Annotated in this window: 15 protein-coding genes and 1 tRNA gene; 7 read left to right on the top strand and 9 right to left on the bottom strand. The window is 61.1% G+C overall.

Going from position 1 to position 17,234, the window contains the following annotated elements:
• From V2B23_RS10835 to eltD, 3 genes are all read right to left on the bottom strand, one after another.
• Complete coding sequence (locus V2B23_RS10835) at positions 1-966, bottom strand: carbohydrate ABC transporter permease (protein ID WP_430950351.1); 966 nt, start codon at positions 964-966, stop codon at positions 1-3.
• A gap of 37 nt (positions 967-1,003) precedes the next feature.
• A complete protein-coding gene (locus V2B23_RS10830) occupies positions 1,004-2,383 on the bottom strand; it encodes an ABC transporter substrate-binding protein (RefSeq protein ID WP_430950690.1) in 1,380 nt (459 codons plus the stop codon).
• Positions 2,384-2,512: 129 nt separating this feature from the next.
• Positions 2,513-3,586 (bottom strand): erythritol/L-threitol dehyrogenase, encoded by a 1,074-nt coding sequence (eltD, locus tag V2B23_RS10825; RefSeq protein ID WP_430950350.1) that lies wholly within the window; start codon positions 3,584-3,586, stop codon positions 2,513-2,515.
• Between the two features lie 177 nt (positions 3,587-3,763).
• Between eltD and V2B23_RS10820 the strand changes: the two genes are divergently transcribed.
• Both V2B23_RS10820 and V2B23_RS10815 read left to right on the top strand, forming a co-directional pair.
• The gene (locus V2B23_RS10820; protein WP_430950689.1) at positions 3,764-4,786 is read left to right on the top strand and encodes a sugar-binding transcriptional regulator; all 1,023 of its coding nucleotides are present in this window, start codon (positions 3,764-3,766) and stop codon (positions 4,784-4,786) included.
• A 17-nt stretch (positions 4,787-4,803) separates the two neighbouring features.
• On the top strand, positions 4,804-5,574 hold the full coding sequence (locus tag V2B23_RS10815; RefSeq protein WP_430950349.1) for an SDR family NAD(P)-dependent oxidoreductase: 771 nt from the start codon (positions 4,804-4,806) through the stop codon (positions 5,572-5,574).
• 22 nt (positions 5,575-5,596) lie between these two features.
• Here V2B23_RS10815 and V2B23_RS10810 read toward each other — a convergent pair whose 3' ends face one another.
• The 4 genes from V2B23_RS10810 to V2B23_RS10795 form a co-directional block, all read right to left on the bottom strand.
• On the bottom strand, positions 5,597-7,075 hold the full coding sequence (locus tag V2B23_RS10810; RefSeq protein ID WP_430950348.1) for an FGGY-family carbohydrate kinase: 1,479 nt from the start codon (positions 7,073-7,075) through the stop codon (positions 5,597-5,599).
• A gap of 40 nt (positions 7,076-7,115) precedes the next feature.
• A complete protein-coding gene (xylB, locus tag V2B23_RS10805) occupies positions 7,116-8,513 on the bottom strand; it encodes a xylulokinase (protein WP_430950347.1) in 1,398 nt (465 codons plus the stop codon).
• A gap of 23 nt (positions 8,514-8,536) precedes the next feature.
• Positions 8,537-8,854, bottom strand: coding sequence for a WhiB family transcriptional regulator (locus V2B23_RS10800; RefSeq protein WP_430950346.1), 318 nt, complete (start codon positions 8,852-8,854; stop codon positions 8,537-8,539).
• 62 nt (positions 8,855-8,916) lie between these two features.
• Positions 8,917-9,159 carry a DUF3263 domain-containing protein gene (locus tag V2B23_RS10795; RefSeq protein ID WP_430950345.1) on the bottom strand — a complete coding sequence of 81 codons (243 nt, stop codon included), beginning with the start codon at positions 9,157-9,159 and terminating at the stop codon, positions 8,917-8,919.
• A 195-nt stretch (positions 9,160-9,354) separates the two neighbouring features.
• Here V2B23_RS10795 and V2B23_RS10790 point away from each other — a divergent pair, with 195 nt between their 5' ends.
• The 4 genes from V2B23_RS10790 to V2B23_RS10775 all read left to right on the top strand — a co-directional run bounded on the left by V2B23_RS10790 (position 9,355) and on the right by V2B23_RS10775 (position 13,057).
• The gene (locus V2B23_RS10790; protein ID WP_095888413.1) at positions 9,355-10,539 is read left to right on the top strand and encodes an ROK family protein; all 1,185 of its coding nucleotides are present in this window, start codon (positions 9,355-9,357) and stop codon (positions 10,537-10,539) included.
• A gap of 237 nt (positions 10,540-10,776) precedes the next feature.
• Positions 10,777-10,849: transfer RNA gene (locus V2B23_RS10785), tRNA-Arg, on the top strand.
• A gap of 353 nt (positions 10,850-11,202) precedes the next feature.
• A complete protein-coding gene (locus tag V2B23_RS10780; RefSeq protein WP_233364313.1) occupies positions 11,203-12,018 on the top strand; it encodes a CPBP family intramembrane glutamic endopeptidase in 816 nt (271 codons plus the stop codon).
• Between the two features lie 76 nt (positions 12,019-12,094).
• Complete coding sequence (locus tag V2B23_RS10775) at positions 12,095-13,057, top strand: formylglycine-generating enzyme family protein (RefSeq protein ID WP_430950344.1); 963 nt, start codon at positions 12,095-12,097, stop codon at positions 13,055-13,057.
• A gap of 1 nt (position 13,058) precedes the next feature.
• Here the strand turns inward: V2B23_RS10775 and V2B23_RS10770 are convergent, their stop codons facing one another.
• Both V2B23_RS10770 and V2B23_RS10765 read right to left on the bottom strand, forming a co-directional pair.
• A complete protein-coding gene (locus V2B23_RS10770) occupies positions 13,059-13,976 on the bottom strand; it encodes a TauD/TfdA dioxygenase family protein (RefSeq protein WP_430950343.1) in 918 nt (305 codons plus the stop codon).
• A gap of 20 nt (positions 13,977-13,996) precedes the next feature.
• Complete coding sequence (locus V2B23_RS10765) at positions 13,997-14,674, bottom strand: TetR family transcriptional regulator (protein ID WP_430950342.1); 678 nt, start codon at positions 14,672-14,674, stop codon at positions 13,997-13,999.
• Positions 14,675-14,878: 204 nt separating this feature from the next.
• Here V2B23_RS10765 and V2B23_RS10760 point away from each other — a divergent pair, with 204 nt between their 5' ends.
• Positions 14,879-17,215, top strand: coding sequence for an arylsulfatase (locus tag V2B23_RS10760; protein ID WP_430950341.1), 2,337 nt, complete (start codon positions 14,879-14,881; stop codon positions 17,213-17,215).
• Positions 17,216-17,234: the final 19 nt, after the last annotated feature.

Here is a 17,234-nt window from a genome sequence, read left to right as displayed (position 1 = left end):
TTACGACTCCGCTCCGGCAGCACGACGCTGCGCCTTGCCCAGCACGCTCACCAGGTAGCGCGCGGTGACGAACACGATGATCCACAGCAAGAACATGTAGGTGCTGCCGCGGGAATAGTCGAGATTGATGATCGAATCCTCGAACGCACCGATCTGGAGCGTTCGGGTGGACAGTCCCGGTCCGCCCGCGGTCAGGACGTAGACGGCGTCGAACACTTTGAGGTTGTCCATGAATCGGAAGATCACGGCGACCAGAATGTACGGCCACAGCATGGGCAGCATCAGCCTGCGGAACATGTAGAACCAGCTGGCACCGTCCACCTCGGACGCTTCGAACGGTTCCTTCGGTAGCGAACGCATGCCGGCGAGAACAAGAATCGCCACGAAGGGGGTGAAGATCCACAGGTCCACCAGAATGACCGACCACAGTGCATTCTGACTGCTCAACCAGTCAAATGTGTTACCCAGTCCGAGAACGTGATTCAAGATTCCGAACTGCGGATTGAACATCAGCTTCCAGATCACACCGGCGATGACCGGTGCGATCATCAACGGAAGGATCAGCACCTTCTCGAAGATCTTCCCGATCAAGCTCGAACGGTTGAGTAGTAGCGCGATGCCGACGCCGATCACCGTTTCGACCGCTGTGGCAACAATCGCGAAGACTCCGGTCACGCGCACGCTGGTCCAGAAGCTCGAGTCGCCCAGGACACTCGCGAAGTTCTTGAACCACACGAACTGTGGATCAGGATTCACCGCTGCGTAATTCAGGAACGAGTAGTACGCGCCGATCACGAACGGATAGAGAATTCCGACAACGATCACGACAGCCGGGATCGAGAGGATATACGGGCGCAACTTGCGTCGCCACATCGGAACTTCGGGCGGTGCGACGGTACGGGACGATGCGCCTGCCGGTTTCGCGGAGTGTGCCTCCGACGGCGGACGGGTGGATTGGGTAGTCACTATTCCTTACTCCCTTGCTCCGGTGATCCGCCGCGGATCAGAGGTTTACCTTGGATGTGTTGGTCTTGGCGAGCGAGGAGAGAGTCGACTGCGCATCCTTGCCGCCGTAGATGTCCTGCAGCGCCACGGCCCAGTCCTCCGTGGTGTCGAAGAACTTCTTCTGTGGCGTGAACTGAATTTTGGAACTGGCAATCACCGTCTCGAATGTTTCGAGGTAGCCCGGCATACCATCGCCGACTTCCTGTTTGAAAGTCTCGTCGAACACGGACTTGCGCACGGGATTCGCGAAGATACCTGATTTGACCGCGTCGTTGAGCGTTTTCTTGCTGGTGGCCCACTGCAGGAAAAGCCAGGCTGCATGCTTTTTCTCGGAACGCGCATTCATGGCCAGCGACCACGTCCACAAGTTGGTCGCGTAACTACCGTCCGGCCCGGCCGGGCCGGGGTACCAAGCGAGGTTACCCGCTTCGCGACTGGCTCCTGGCTTGTTCTTCGGGTACGTCGCGCTGTCTGCGTCGTACACCATCATCGCCTTGCCGTCACCGAGATCGCCTGTTGCCTGGGGATAGTCGTACGTCGTCCACGACGTGGGACCGGCATCGTGCATCATGTCTATCCACTTCTGTGTGAAGGCCACCGCCTTGTCCGAATCCATAGTGGCGACCAGTTCGCCATCGCGGAGTTCGTAGTCCTTGGCACCCTCGCGACTGAACTGTGTCATGAATCCGGGGTGAATCGTCGCCCAGGATTTCGACCCTCGCGTGGCGATTCCGTAGACGTTCTCACTTCGATCCGTGAGATCCGTTGCAAGTTCGATCAATCCGTCGAATGTGTCAGGGAGCGTAATTCCCTTGTCGTCGAAGACCCGTTTGTTGTAGGTGACGACATTGTTCTCGAAGCCTAACGGCAACGCCCACTGTCCCCCGGTTCCCAGAGGGGATCCCAGTTCGAAATCCCAACGGGTAGAGGTTCGCAGCCCCTCGTAGATATCTTCGAAGTCGTACTCGTCGCTCGTGGCGGACGTGTTCTCGAGCCACGGTTTCAGGTCCTCCAGCCAAGCCGGTGGGCCGTACTGCCAGATGAAGTACGCACCGAGCATGAACACGTCGTGCTTACCGGTTCCGCCGGCGAGTTCGGTGTTGAGTTTGGTGAAGTAGTCCGCCTCCGGCACCAGATCCGCCTTGACCGTGATTCCGGTCAGCTCGGTGAAATCAGAGAGGAGCGGCTGCAACGCCTGCTGATACGGGTGTGGAGTCTGCAGGATGTTGATGCTCGTGCCTTCCAGCGCCCGCCAATTGAATCCGCCCGTCACCTCCGACGCGCCGTTGGTCGGCTTCTCACCACCGCCGACACCACAGGCGGAAAGTATGGGCACACTTGCGGCAGCCATTCCCGCGATACCGAACGCCCGCAACATCTCTCGACGAGAGAGCTGGGGACCACCGCTGAATGGGACGCGGGGTGTGAAACGACTCATGTGGATTCTCCGCTGAATGGATGAGTGGGATCTCGAACGACCTGCGGCACAGGTCGGTTGTGCGAACTGTCAGGGAATGAGCGAGACCTTCACGGACTCGGTGCCACTGGCCACCAGATCGAGCCCCTTCTGGAAATCTTCCAGCGGAAGCTGATGCGTGCAGATCTTGTCCATCGGGAGCAGGCCGGACTCGATCATCCGGATTGCGGCCGGCCAGCAGTCGGGACCCAGGTGCGCCCCCAGGACATCAAGCTCCTTGTCGTCGCTGATGATGCTCCAGTCGACGCTGACGTCGTCTTTGAACACCCCGTATTCGACGTAGGTGCCGAGCTTACGCAAGATGTTGAGGCCCTGGGGAACTGCGGACGGATGGCCTGTCCCTTCGAGATAGACATCGGCTCCGTACCCGTCGGTGAGATCCTTGACGATCTGCACGGCGTCCTCGTCGGCGATGTTGATGACAATGTCAGCTCCGCACAGTTTGGCGAGCTCGAGCTTTTCCGGGGCCATGTCGAGAGCGATTACGTGCGCTGGGCTTTTTGCTCGCGCGCCGGCGACCATCCCCAGCCCGATCGGCCCGCAGCCCGCAACAACAACGACGTCGTCGAAGGTAATACCTGCTCGTTCGACTGCATGCAGTGAGCACGACAGCGGCTCGGCAAAAGCAGCATGCGCTGCCGGAAGATCCTTGGATACCTTGTGCACCAAGGCTTCCACTGGATAGACCATGAATTCGGCCATCGCACCGGGGGTGACGCGCTTGAATCCGTACAGGTTGTGCGGCTGGCACATGTGATACTGCCCGCGCTTGCAGTAGCGGCATTCCCAACACGGGACGATCTGTTCGGAGACCACACGGTCGCCCACCTGGACGCCCCAGCGCTTGGATCCTTCCGCATCGATCGAGACAACCTCCCCGACAAATTCGTGCCCCGGAATGACTTCGGTCTCGGCCCACGCCGGACGGTTCTCGTCGCCCCAGAATTTGGCTGCACCGTGATAGCACTTCAGGTCACTCGCGCAGATTCCGACTGCCTCGACCCGAACCAGCGCTTCACCAGGGCCCGGTACCGGCTTGGGCACTTCTTCGAGTCGATAGTCGCGCGGACCGTGGCAGATGACCGCCTTCATCGTCTCGGACATCTTTGTCTCCTCTTGGGATCTGATCCGGACAAAGCGCAATGCGCTGGTCCAGTGGCTGCACATGACCACATTTTCATGTGTCGGCGGTCACAGTATCGGATCGATTTACATATGTCCAGCACAATTGTTCACCTGAACTGGATGCGTGAGCATCTGTTCATGCGGTACCTTTCAGTCATGCCGATCAGCAGCTCAGACGCGGTGCCGGTACCCGCATCCACCCCCGCCGGTTCGGCACCGGCCAGTGCAAACAGCACGTTCACACGCGCGTTGCTCTACACCGCGGCCAAGCTCTACTACGACGAAGAAGCCACTCAGGCCGAAGTCGCAAAAGCCCTCGGCACCAGCCGCGCCACTGTCAGTCGCATGCTCTCCGAGGCGCGACGGCAGGGCATAGTCCGCATCCAGGTTGTACCGCCGCAAGAAGAAGCACACGGAAGCCTGGCCGAGCGGTTGCGCGTCAAACTCGGACTGCACCGCGTGTACCTGTCGGGACCACTACCCACTCCGGCACAGCAGAAGGGCACTGTCGACGTCATGGGATCGGTACTCGCACCCGCGACAGCCGAGGCCCTCGCCGGCGCCGGCCTCATGCCAGGTGACGTACTACTCGTATCCTCCGGACGCACGGTATACGAAGTCGCACAATACGATCTGACGCCGGTCCCAGGAGTCCTGGTCGCTCCCACCGTTGGCGGCAACGACCAACCGGAAGAGTGGTACCAGACCAACGAGATCACCCGCTTGATCTCGAACAAGATCGGCGGGCGTCCGAATTACCTTTTTGCGCCGGCGCTTCCTGGTCCCGATCTGTATCCGATCCTTACCCGGGATCCGGCCATACAGCGAGTTCTCGGCCTGTGGCCGCGGGCTCGGGCGATCCTCATGGGCATCGGCGCTCCACCTTTGCTGCGCGCCGACATTCCGCAGTTCGTTCCGATAACGTCGTCCTCGCTTAGAGAAGCCGTGGGCGACATCTGCTCTCGGTTCTACGATCGCGACGGCAACCCCGTCGACTTCCCCGGAAGCGATCGCCTTATTGCGCTCGAACTGTCTGCACTGCAAGATATCCCGGTAGGTATCGCCGTGGCCGTCGGCGCCGAGAAAGTCGCCCCCATCATCGCCGGTGCGCGCAGCCGATACTTCAATCAACTTGTCACCGACCCCACCACCGCACAGCAGATACTTGCGGTCGAGTAACTTCGAAAGGCCTTACCATGCCTACTGCGTCATCTCGCCCGCTCGAAGGAAAACGCGCTCTTGTCACGGGAGCGTCGAAAGGCATAGGCGCGCAAATCGCACACGCTTGTGCCCAAGCCGGCGCGGACGTAATCGTCTCCGGCCGTAGCCGCTGCGAACTGACAACGCTGGCCGACCGACTACGCGACAGTTTTGGCGTGCGCGCCGAGATTCTCATTGCAGATCTCGCATTGCCCGGCGCACCGACACAGGTTGCACAAGAGTCCCTCGAGGTATTCGGTGGCCTGGATATCCTGGTCAACAACGCCGGAATCTCGTATCCCGAATTTGTCACCGACATCACCGAACCCAACTTCGACGCGGTTCTGAACGTGAACCTCCGTGCACCGGCCTTGCTCGCCGCGAAACTCGGCGCAGCCATGGCCGATGCGGGCGGCGGAGCCATCGTGACGGTTGCTTCGGCAGCAGCCTTGCGCGCGTTGCCCGAGCACTATTCGTACTGCATCGCAAAGGCCGGGTTGGTGATGGCCACCAAAGTGCTTGCCTTGGAACTAGGTAGCCGCGGCGTCCGGGCAAACTCGGTCTGCCCGACGGTTGTACTCACCGAAATGGGCCAGACGGTATGGGGTGAACACGACAAGGCTGCACCGATGTTGAACCGTATCCCGACTGGGCGCTTTGCCATGCCGGACGAGGTGTCCGAGGCCGTCGTCTGGCTGGCGTCGGATGCCGCCGCCATGGTGAACGGAACAGACCTTCCCATCGACGGCGGCTACCTCGTGAGCTGAGTGGCCACCGCCATTCGACCGATCAGCCGAATTCGGCGAGGGCGTGGATCTGTTCCTTCGTCGACGGGTACAGCGTCAACCACGTTTGATACAAATCCTCGTACATCGCCCGGTTGGCTGCGTTCGGCACTACTTCGTGCGACAGAGTCGTCCAATCGGTATCCGGCGCAACAAGTCCGGTCCCGATCGCAGCCAACAGCGCGTCGCCGTAGCTGGCGCCGATGGTCTGAGCCGGAACCAACTGCGTGTGTCCGGTGATGTCGCTGAGCGCCTGTGTCCAGACCCGGCTCTTGACGCCACCTCCCACAGCGATCGTGCGGCGAACAGGTTCATCTGTGTCGCCGAACATTTCGAGTATCTGGCGGATTCCGAAGGCAATACCCTCATAGGCGGCCCGAAACAGATGCCCCCGGCCGTGGCGCAAGGACAGTCCGGCAACAACGCCTCTGGCTTTGGGGTCGAACACGGGGGTACGTTCACCGGCGAAGTACGGCAGGATCAACAGCCCTTCGGCGCCGGCAGGCACGGCCTCGGCCTCGGCGAGCAACTGTTCGAATGGTGCATCACCGGTGAGCTTTTGAAGCCACCCGGTCAGGCTTCCGGCGGTGGATGTGCCGGCCGCGAGTGCCAGGGTGTCCTTCTGAACGCCCGCGGTTGTCCACAGTGCCGGATTGCTGTGAAACTTGTCGAGCACCTGCACGAGGAACATCGTCGACCCGTACATGAGCATGAGGTCCCCGGGATGACGGGCACCCACACTGAATCCCTCGGAAAACGCGTCGACGGTTCCCGCGACGACGGGCGTCCCGACGGGCAGTCCGGTCTGCTCGGCTGCATCAGCGTGCACCAGTCCGACAACATCACTCGGCCATACCAATCGAGGGCATTCGAGATGGCCGAGAACACGACCGCACCAATCGGATTTCCAGGTAAAGTCTCGAACCGAATAGAGCGGATCACACTGACTTGCAGTGTGATGATCCTGAATATACTCACCGGTCAGCTTTGCGGCGATGTACGAATTCGACCCGTACCAGCGAGTCGCCGCGGCAAAAGTCTCCGGTTCATGGATGCGTACCCACTCGATCTTCGGCCCGACGGCCTGACTCGACAGAAGTTTGCCACCACAATCGAGTATTGCCTTCTCGCTGAATAATTCGGTCAGCGAAGCCACTTCTGCCGATGCTCGACTGTCGATTCCGTAGAGAATGGCGGGACGAACGGGACGAAGTTCACTGTCGCACAACACCAGTGCCGGGCCGACACCACTGACGCACACGCCGGCAACCTTGGCAATCGTGGGAACCTGTGCCACAAGACGTTTGGAGATCGCACACACCTCGGACCACCACATCTTCTCGGCGTCCACCTCGGCCCACCCGGGCCGGGGCATCGAGATCTGGTGATCGATCTGCTCGGTCGCCAGAACCACGCCGTCAGGGGTCACGAGAACCCCTTTACTGCTGCCCGTCCCCATGTCTATACCTACCAACAAGTCCACGGAGTCACCCTAACCGAGCTAACGGCTTCAGGCTCTGTGGTTACACGCCCTCGGTGAGTTCGCGCAGCGATGCGTAACGTTCCCGAACCTGCGGCGCCGGCGCGGCCTCGAAGCGCCTCTCCTCCGGTTTTGTCCACACCGGTGGGCGCTCGTCGCCGAGCAGCGTCCAGGCAGCTTGCCTGCATGCACCTTCCGCAACGTATTCACCAGGATCGGGTATCACAACCGGCACCCCGAGAATCGCGGGAGCGATCTCGCACAAAGCGCGAGACTTCGCGCCCCCACCCACTAACAGGACCCGTTTCACCTGGACACCTTGACGCACGAGGTCGTCCACGCCATCGGCCAAACCACACAGCAATCCTTCGACGGCAGCGCGTGCAAAATGCGCCGGCGTCGAATTCTGGAGCCTGAAACCGTGCATAGCGCCGGTCGCGTCGGGACGGTTGGGGGTTCGTTCGCCCTCGAAGTACGGAATCATCACCAGGCCGTCATTCCCGAGCGGAGCAGATAATGCCAACCGAGACAGTTCCTCGTGGTCGACGCCGAGAATTGATGCCGTCGCGTCGAGAATCCGGGCGCCGTTGAGTGTGCACACCAGCGGCAGGTGCAGTCCGGTTGCGTCGGCAAAACCGGCGACATTGCCACTCGAATCGTGCGTCGGCGTGACCGACACAGCAGACACGACACCGGACGTTCCGATCGAGATGACCACGTCACCGGGAATCGCCCCCAAACCCAGTGCGGCTGCGGCATTGTCACCGGTCCCCGGTCCGATGACCGCGCCGGATCGAGTGATACCGATCTTCTCGTTCGGTACCGCAACACGGGGAACCTGTGGTGTTCGATCGCGAAAGGCCAGCGACAGCAAGTCCATCCGGTACTCGCGCGTCGCGGCCGCGAAGTACCCCGTTCCACTCGCGTCACCGGCGTCGGTGGCCAGCGCGTCGAGCGAGACGGCGCCGCCCAATTTCCAGGACAGCCAATCGTGTGGAAGACACACTGCTGCAGTGCGATCCGCATTGTCGGGTTCGTGATCCGCCAGCCAGCGCAGCTTGCTCGCGGTGATTGCGGCTACCGGCACCACTCCCACGGCGTCGGCCCACGCCTGCGGACCGCCCAGCTCGTCGACAAGTTCGCTCGCAGCCTGTGCGGAACGAGTGTCGTTCCACAGCAACGCCGGTCGCACTACATCGCCGTCGCCGCCCAAACACACCATGCCGTGCTGTTGCGCGCCCACAGACACCGCGGCGACGTCATTCAGCCCACCTGCAGCGGCAATCGCACTGTCCATGGCCTCCAACCACCGCGCCGGGTCGATCTCGGTGCCGGCGGGATGACTCGCGCGTCCCTCCCGGACCAATTCACCCGAATCGGCATCACGGACAATGACCTTGCACGACTGAGTCGAGGAATCGATACCGGCTACGAGCGTCACAACGTGTCCTCTCTGAAGGACCTTCAGCTCGCGACTGCGACCGCGGGCATTCGGTTGCTGCGCTTACGCAGCGATCGCACATATTCTGCGCGCTCGGTCTCCGTCATTCCACCCCAGATGCCGTAGGGCTCGTGAACAGCCAGCGCATGTTCGCGGCACTGCTGAAGAACCGGGCAACCGGAGCAGATCTTCTTTGCGTTGAGTTCGCGGTTTTCGCGGGCATGCCCACGCTCACCGTCGGGATGGAAGTACACGGCGGAGTCGTGCCCACGGCATGCCCCCTGCATCTGCCAGTCCCACACTTCAGTTGTCGGATTCGGCATCGGAAGGTGCTTGTGCATGATGGCGACCTCAATTCTTAATTCTGTGGACTTGATTCAGTGACGAACAGGATGTGGGTGGCCTACTGGCCGATCAACTGGACGTCTCGCTGACGCAACCGGTGCGCACACACCGTGGCGAGTTCGATCGCCACAGGGGAATCCAGTGCAGCGTTGCCGTTGTCGAGGATGTTCTTCAATCTCCGGAAGTACTCGTGGGGTTCCAGACCGAAGGTGACAAAGATGTCTTCGTCCGGTCCGCCGTCGAACTTCTGCCATTTGCGCGCGAAGTCGACAATCTCGTTCTGCGTGTCGGTACGACTCATCGGGTTCTCCCCTAGGTTCGTGCGCCCTCTGACCTCTGTACTGCGACTCACCCGAGAACGCGGTGCCCAGTGAGTCAAGACACAGCCTAGGCCCACTTCTGCTTTTTCACAATACCGACTTAGGTTCTAAAAAGACTAAAGTAAATAATCTTTTGCACCCTGAAGTAACGCTGAGAGAATGCTTGAATAGAAGGTATGACCCGACCGCCCATCACTCCCGCCACAGCCGGCGAGGTGTTCTCGTTGATCCGCGCAGGGTCGGCGACCACACGAAGCGAAATCGGGAAACTCACGGGACTGTCCCGGACCGCGGTGTCTGCCCGAGTGAGCGCACTGCAGTCGATCGGCCTCATCGCGGACGACGACGAAGGCCCATCGACTGGTGGCCGTCCGCCAGCCACCTTGACGTTCGACAAGTCCGCTGGATTGGTGCTGGTTGTCGCGATCGGCCGCTCGCGTGCGCAGTTGGCCGTGACAGACCTTTCCGGGGCCATCCTCACCGCGGAAGACATCGACAAATCGGTGGGCGTCGGGCCCGACGAACTGATGCCTGAGATCGCCGACCATCTGACGTCATTGCTGGCCCGAATCGGCCGCCCGCCTTCCGAAGTCATCGGAGTCGGGCTCAGCATCCCCGGGACGGTCGACGTCGCCGCCGGAGCCAGTCTCGATTCGCCGATGATGTCGGGCTGGGACGGTGTTGCCCTTGCTCCCTACCTTGCATCGGTCACAGACGCACCATTGTTCGCCGACAACGACGCTAACGTCATGGCACTCGCGGAACTCAGCGAAAGACGTGAAAGCGCACCGAACCTACTCATGATCAAAGCCTCCACCGGCCTTGGCGCCGGCATCGTTCTCGGCGGTGTACTGCAACGCGGTTCACTCGGCGCCGCCGGCGAGATCGGGCACACCAAAACCGCTGCCGCCAAGGATGTTCAATGCCGGTGCGGCGACGTCGGTTGCGTCGAAACCGTCGCCAGCGGTTGGGCTCTCGTGCATGCACTCGAAGCCCAGGGCCGGGACGTCGGCCACGTCCGCGACGTCGTTCGACTGGCCCTCGACGGCGACGGAGAAGCGCGCCGATTGATCCGAACCAGCGGACGGCTCATCGGCGACGTGATCTCCGGCGCTGTCAATCTCCTCAACCCGGAAGTGCTTGTCATCGGCGGCGACATGGCCGAAGCCGACGAACTCTTCCTTGCCGGACTTCGAGAATCGGTCTACGGCAACGCAACTGCACTCGCCACACGCTCACTGCACATCGTGTCCGTCAGCCACGGGGCGCAATCGGGAATCCTCGGGTGCGCCGTCCTGGTACTCGACAATCTCCTGAGTCCGCGGGAAATCGACTTGAGGATTGCCGGCGCCGCCCGCTGAGGTTCGACGCCGCCCGCTGAGGTTCGACGCCGCCCGCTGAGGTTCGACGCCGCCCGCGCAGGTCCGATACTGCGGGCGCCTGTCGGCTTCGCGCCGTATGGGTTGTGCCGCTACACTGACTACCGCAGCTACGACGCCCAAGGCCCAACGCCAACCGGTCAAGTAGCGGCACCAGCCCAACCGGCAAGCGAAAACCGCAGTACAACACGGTTTTCATGCTTTTCGGATGAGCTCCCCGCCCTCGTAGCTCAGGGGATAGAGCATTCCTCTCCTAAAGGAAGGGTCGCAGGTTCGAATCCTGCCGAGGGCACATTTATGCCCTTTCATCCAGGTCGTAACATGTGCGCGACCTGCAACTCCGCCTAACGCGAGATCTCAACGAGTTGAAACGACGCGAACTGATCATTCGCGATGGATCGAAATTCCGGGCAAACTACGGGATCATTCGAGCGTTCCTCCCTGCGGTCGCCAGAGTGGACGAGTAGTTCGGACTGCACGACAAAAAGCCCCATCCCGCGCCAGAGAGATGCGGCTTTTCGGTCCTGGCAGCCTTACCGGCGCGGCATAACGAGCAATTCTGGGCGGATCACAAGGGGCGAATCTGGCGTGACCTGCCGAGCGGGTCAGCCCCCGTCAAATCAATCTGCGCTCTAACATTGGGCAGTGGACATACACAAGCACGAGGGTCAGCCTCGCATCTCCGGGCGTCAACTCTCGTACGTCGCCTTCGCAGTGATTGTCATCGCGTACCTGGCAATTATTCAGTTCGGCGGCCGCCTCATCGCGGGTTGGAGCAACGAGGACGACACACTAACCACCCGTGGAGTCATCTTCACGATGGTGATCCCCTTGGGACTCGCCCTCATCTTTACCTACGGCGTCATCGCAGCTCTGGGTTGGTGGCGTCCAGTGCTCAAGGATGACCGACCGGTGAACCGCTGGGTGTGGGTCGTTCCTGCCATCCTGCTCGTCGCGATCCTCGTGGGCATCGACTACAGCGCACTCGCAGAGAAAGGCTGGCTGTTTGTCCTTGTCCTACTAATTGCCACGCAATTCGTCGGCTGGGGCGAAGAAGGAATGTTCCGCGGCATCGGAGTGACCATGCTGCGCAACCACGGACTCCGCGAAGGCCAGGTAGCCCTGTGGTCCAGTCTCATCTTCGGCGCCGTCCACCTCTCCAACGTCTTCGGACACGGCGCTTCCGCTGTCCCACAAGCAATCATTGTCAGCCTCGCTGGATACTTCTTCTACCTCACACGCCGAGTTTCGGGCAGTAACGCCCTGAACTCCGTACTCCACGGACTTTTCGACTTTGCTCTCATCAGCGGCAGCATCATCCTGTTGGACCAAACGTCGTACGTGGGCGCCTTCGCGCCAATCCTGGCCTACCCCATCATCGCCATTGTCCTACTCGTCAAACGGCACAAGATCGAACCTTCACAACCCACCGACAATCAGACGATCGCATCCAGCACCTAGACAGATCCTTCCCTGACGAGGGCACTAGATGGGATTCTCGTTTCACCCATTCCGGGCCGCATGTCATGCTGAAACCATGACGCCCTCAGCCGCCATGAGTACTCCCCCGAAGAACATGTCTTTGATCCCGGGCGGAACCTTCTGGATGGGTTCCGAGGACTTCTACCCGGAAGAACGCCCAGTTCACCAGGTGAGCGTCGACAGTTTCTGGATGGATACGACGGCCGTCACCGTGGCCGAGTTCCGACGATTCGTCAAAGCAACAGGACACGTCACGACGGCGGAGGTCGCGCCCGATCCGGCCGACTACCCCGATGCCGACCCCGCTCTGCTGGTGCCTGGTTCTTTGGTCTTCCACTCACCGCCAGGACCGGTCTCCCTGGACGACTACACCCAGTGGTGGACCTTCACACCCGGCGCGGATTGGCGCCACCCGGAGGGCCCGGGCAGCAATGTCGGTGGTCGCGAGAAACATCCCGTGACACACGTGTCGTACTTCGACGCGCAGGCCTATGCCCAGTGGGCCGGCAAGGAACTTCCCACCGAAGCGGAGTGGGAGTACGCGGCGCGCGGTGGCCTCGATCGCAAGGCTTACGTGTGGGGCGACGAGGACTCTCCTGGCGGAAAGCCCGGTGGCAACGTGTGGCAAGGCCAGTTCCCGTGGGAGAACCTGCTCGAAGACGGCTACGAACGCACCGCCCCCGTCGGAAAATTCCGCCCCAACGGCTACGGCCTCCTCGATATGGCCGGCAACGTCTGGGAATGGACAGCGGATCACTACACGGCCGACCACGCCCACAGCACCAAGAATCTGGCGCCCGCTACCTCGTGCTGCATCCCTCGCAACCCGCGCGCCGAGCTTGCTACGGAAACCGTTGCGGGAGAAACCTACCCGCTGCGAGTTATCAAAGGTGGGTCACATCTGTGCGCACCCAATTACTGCCTGCGCTACCGGCCGGCCGCGCGGCAGAGCGAGTCCGAAGAGTCCTCGACCTGCCACGTCGGCTTCCGATGCGTCGTGCGAATTCCGCAGGAGTAGATCAGAAGGGTGCGTCGCCGAGAATCGCGACGCGCTCCATGATCCGTCGATGCGGGAAGTAGTCACTGGCCGCGTAGTGCTGCGTTGCCCGGTTATCCCAGAATGCAATGGAATTGGCCGCCCACTTGAAGCGGCACTGGAAATCCGGAACCTTGACCTGCGCGAACAGCAGGTTGAGTAGGTCGTTACCTTCCTGCGGATCCATGTCCGGGATGTGCGTGGTGAAGAGACTGTTCACAAACAGCGTTTTGCGGCCCGTCTCGGGGTGTGTGCGGACCATCGGATGCAGCACCGGCGGGTACTGCTCCTTCATCTTCTCCAGTTTTTCAGGCGACATACTGCGGCCGAAGGACGGAACGAAGTCGTGGACCGCCTCACGTCCGTCGATCAGTTCCTTGACCTCGTCGGGGAGACAATCGAACGCGTTGCCCATGTCGGCCCACAGAGTGTCGCCACCGGCAGGCGGAACATCGATCGCACGCAGGACAGAACCTAACGGTGGTGTCTTCGTCCAGGTCACGTCGACGTGCCAGATGTTTTCGGTGCCTGGGCTGTCCTCGCCGCGCTCGAATCGCACCACGGCCGGAACGTCACCCTGCGGGAGTAGCGGGTGAACTTCGAGTTCACCCCAATTACTGGCGAAATCACGGTGATTGAGGCTCGAGATGTTCTGGTCGCGGAAGAACACAACCTTCCATTCGAGCAATGCACGACGGACGTCGTCGATCTGCTCTGCCGACGGATCACGCAGATCGATGTTGCTGATCTCAGCGCCGATGAACGGTGTGACCGGGGTGAGAGTGAAACGCTCGTACGGCATCGACTCGACACCCTCAGGATTACGACGCATCCCGCGAGGTCCGAATTCGATTGTGTGATTGCCGATTTGAACTGTACGAGACGACGTGAGTGCAGCCATGAAAACAGCTCCGTTTCGAATTACGTGTTGACTCGCGCGTCAGTCGACTGCGCGATCTTGCTTCGGGTTCGTGTGTGCTCACTCTGCGGAGCCAGCAATGCTGCCACCATCAGGTCGACCAAATGGTCGACAGTTGTGTCGAAATCGGCCTTCACCACGGGATTTCCCTCTTCACGCCGCTGCTCGAAAACAGCAAGCGCAGCGACGGTCATGTTGGACATCAAGTCGATCCGCTCGACAGCGACACGACGCGAGAGGTGGGACAGCGCCCGCGTGAGCCGCGAGACAACTTCGTTGTTCGCCTCGCTGACCTCACGGAACTCGACACTTTGTGTATCGACCGAGGGAGAGACTCTTGCAATGAACCGCGCATAGTTCGAACCGTCTGCGGTGGCAAGGAAATCCGCAAGAGGGTAGATGAAGGCTTCGACCAAGGCCCGAACTGTATCCGTACGCCCACTTGCGTCGATGTCGTCGAGGTATGTCAGGCGCGCGATGTTGATCTGGCCCATCCGATACCGGAATACGGCCAGCACCAAGCCGTCCCGACCACCGAAGTGATACTGAACCGCAGAGTTGTTGCGTTGCCCCGCTGCTGCCGCGACATCGCGCATCGACACTTCGTGAATGCCACGTTCGGCAAACATGCGTTCTGCGACGGCAATCATTGCACTCTTGGCATCTGACGAGCTGGGCATGAGCTGAAGCATATAAGTCAGTGACTTAAAAGTGCAACCCCATTGGCTGTGCACTTTTATCGAACGCCGGGGGTTGATAAGGGCGCTCAGCGGGGGTTAAATCCCACTCAACGAGACCTCTGCATCGAATCCCGTATCGGGAGTTACTGTGCAGATTAAGTCATCAACTTAATTCTCGGTCTCGACACAGCCAGGAGCCCGCTTGTGAATCGTCATTCCATCCCGATCATCCCCGAGACGCCGAACGTCGCCGCATCCGTCGACTACCGAGACCAGAAGGTGCCATTCACCCGGCCAGAGCCCATTCGCCCGCCGGCCGGCGCACCCAACGTTCTGCTCATCATGATCGACGATGTCGGATTCGGCGCCCCCTCCGCTTTTGGTGGGCCGTGCCGTACCCCAACGGCTGAACGCCTGGCAGACACCGGCGTCAAGTACAGCCGATTCCACACTGCCGCACTGTGTTCACCGACCCGCGCTGCCACTCTGACGGGCCGCAATCATCACAGCGTCGGTATGGGTGTCATCTCCGAGATGGCCAACGCCGCACCCGGATACAACGGAACCCGGCCGGCTTCGGCAGCCACCGTCGCTCGCATCCTGCAGGGAAATGGTTACGCCACGGGCGCTTTCGGCAAGATGCACCAGACCCCGACCTGGGAGACCACAGCGGCGGGGCCGTTCGATCGTTGGCCGGTACGCGAGGGTTTCGACAAGTTCTACGGCTTTCTGGGCGCCGAATCCGACCAGTTCACCCCGGTTCTCTACGAGGACTTCACGATGGTGGACCTGCCCAAGACGCCGCAGGAGGGCTACCACCTGTCCGAAGACCTGGTCGATCACGCTATCGAGTGGGTCGAGGGCGTCAACACCATGGACCCGGACAAGCCGTGGTTCTGCTACCTCCCCTTCGGCGCGTGCCATGCGCCCCTTCAGGTTCCGGACAGCTACCTGAACAAGTACGTCGGCGAATTCGATCACGGCTGGGATCGCCAGCGAGAGATCACTCTCGAAAAGCAGAAGGAACTCGGCGTCGTCGGGCCAGATACCGTCCTGGCTCCGTGGGCGCCGGGCGTTCCACACTGGGATGAGCTCGACGATGACCAGAAGAAGGTCTCGGCCCGGCTCATGGAGTTGTACGCCGCCTTCCTCGAGCACACCGACGACGAGGTCGGGCGACTGGTGGATCGCTTGCAGGACATGGGCGTTCTGGACAACACCCTCGTCCTGTACATGATGGGCGACAACGGAGCCTCGGCCGAAGGCGGCATGGAGGGTTCGTTCAACTACCTCGCCGGGCTCAACGGTTACAAGACCGCGACCGCAGACGTGCTCGCCCGGTACGACGAGTTGGGCACCGAAACCAGCTATCCGCACTACCCGGCTGCCTGGGCACTGGCGCTCGACACCCCGTACCAGTGGGCCAAGCAGGTTGCCTCTCACTACGGCGGGACCCGCAACGGATTGATCGCGCACTGGCCCAAGGGCATCGAGAATCACGGTATCCGTGAACAGTGGCACCATTGCGTCGACATCACCCCTACGATCCTCGAAGCTGCCGGAATCCCGGCCCCGACGAGCGTCGACGGCGTAACGCAGAAACCGATGGAGGGTGTAGCGATGAACTACACCTTCGATGATCCTGCGGCCGACGAGCGGCACACCACACAGTATTTCGAGATCTTCGGAAACCGCGGCATCTACGATCACGGTTGGACTGCCGTCACCGCGCACCGTGCCCCGTGGCTGATGGCAACGCATGGACTGGAACTCACGTCGCTGAGCGACGACAAGTGGGAGTTGTACGACACGACGGTCGACTGGTCGCAGGCCCGGGACCTTGCGCACGAGCATCCCGAGATCCTCGCGCGACTCAAGGAGAAGTTCCTGGTCGAGGCAGCCAAGTACCAGGTGCTGCCGCTCGACGACCGTACTGTCGGACGGCATTCGACACCGGAATCACGTCCACCGCATCCCATGATGGGCCGCAAGTCGCTGACGCTGTACCCGCATATGAACGGACTGGTCGAGAAGGCAGCACCCAACTTCTTCAACCGCTCGTACGCGTTGACCGCCAACCTGGGCAGCGTCGCCGACGGCATGCTGGTCAGCCTCGGTGGCCGGTTCGGCGGATTCGCCTTGTACATCATCGATTCCGTCCCCGTCTATTGCTACAACTTCAGCGGCGGTGGCCGCACCTTCGTGCGCGCTGAGAAGCCCCTGTCCCCCGATGTCAAGGAAGTCTCGGTCCATTTCGACTACGACGGCGGTGGCATCGGCAAGGGCGGTCTCGCCACAGTGCACGTCGACGGCGAGGTTGTCGCCGAGGGCAGGATCGACAAGACGACCCGGGCGATCTTCAGTATGAACGAGCAGCTGGATATCGGAATCAACCGTGGCAGCCCGGTTTCCGAGGAATTCGCGGAGAAGGGCATGTTCCGCTACGGCGGCAAACTCAACAGCGTGACCATCGACTTGCTTCCGACGCGTGATGTTGTGTCCACCGAGGAGCGCGAGAAGATCTCGCTGGCAGTGCACTAGGTCGCAGGGCAATTGTGCA

Source organism: Rhodococcus sp. 24CO, from assembly GCF_050586165.1.
Classification (GTDB): domain Bacteria; phylum Actinomycetota; class Actinomycetes; order Mycobacteriales; family Mycobacteriaceae; genus Rhodococcus_F.
The sequence above is the reverse complement of the archived record's forward strand: the minus strand, read 5'-3'. Positions and strand labels throughout refer to the sequence as shown.

Coding starts and splice junctions, on each gene's coding strand:
- eltD (WP_430950350.1), bottom strand. CDS start 3,586: ATGTCCGAGACGATGAAGGCGGTCATCTGCCACGGTCCGCGCGACTAT.
- V2B23_RS10775 (WP_430950344.1), top strand. CDS start 12,095: ATGACGCCCTCAGCCGCCATGAGTACTCCCCCGAAGAACATGTCTTTG.
- V2B23_RS10800 (WP_430950346.1), bottom strand. CDS start 8,854: ATGCACAAGCACCTTCCGATGCCGAATCCGACAACTGAAGTGTGGGAC.
- V2B23_RS10765 (WP_430950342.1), bottom strand. CDS start 14,674: ATGCCCAGCTCGTCAGATGCCAAGAGTGCAATGATTGCCGTCGCAGAA.
- V2B23_RS10795 (WP_430950345.1), bottom strand. CDS start 9,159: ATGAGTCGTACCGACACGCAGAACGAGATTGTCGACTTCGCGCGCAAA.
- V2B23_RS10820 (WP_430950689.1), top strand. CDS start 3,764: ATGCCGATCAGCAGCTCAGACGCGGTGCCGGTACCCGCATCCACCCCC.
- V2B23_RS10830 (WP_430950690.1), bottom strand. CDS start 2,383: ATGTTGCGGGCGTTCGGTATCGCGGGAATGGCTGCCGCAAGTGTGCCC.
- V2B23_RS10770 (WP_430950343.1), bottom strand. CDS start 13,976: ATGGCTGCACTCACGTCGTCTCGTACAGTTCAAATCGGCAATCACACA.
- V2B23_RS10815 (WP_430950349.1), top strand. CDS start 4,804: ATGCCTACTGCGTCATCTCGCCCGCTCGAAGGAAAACGCGCTCTTGTC.
- V2B23_RS10790 (WP_095888413.1), top strand. CDS start 9,355: ATGACCCGACCGCCCATCACTCCCGCCACAGCCGGCGAGGTGTTCTCG.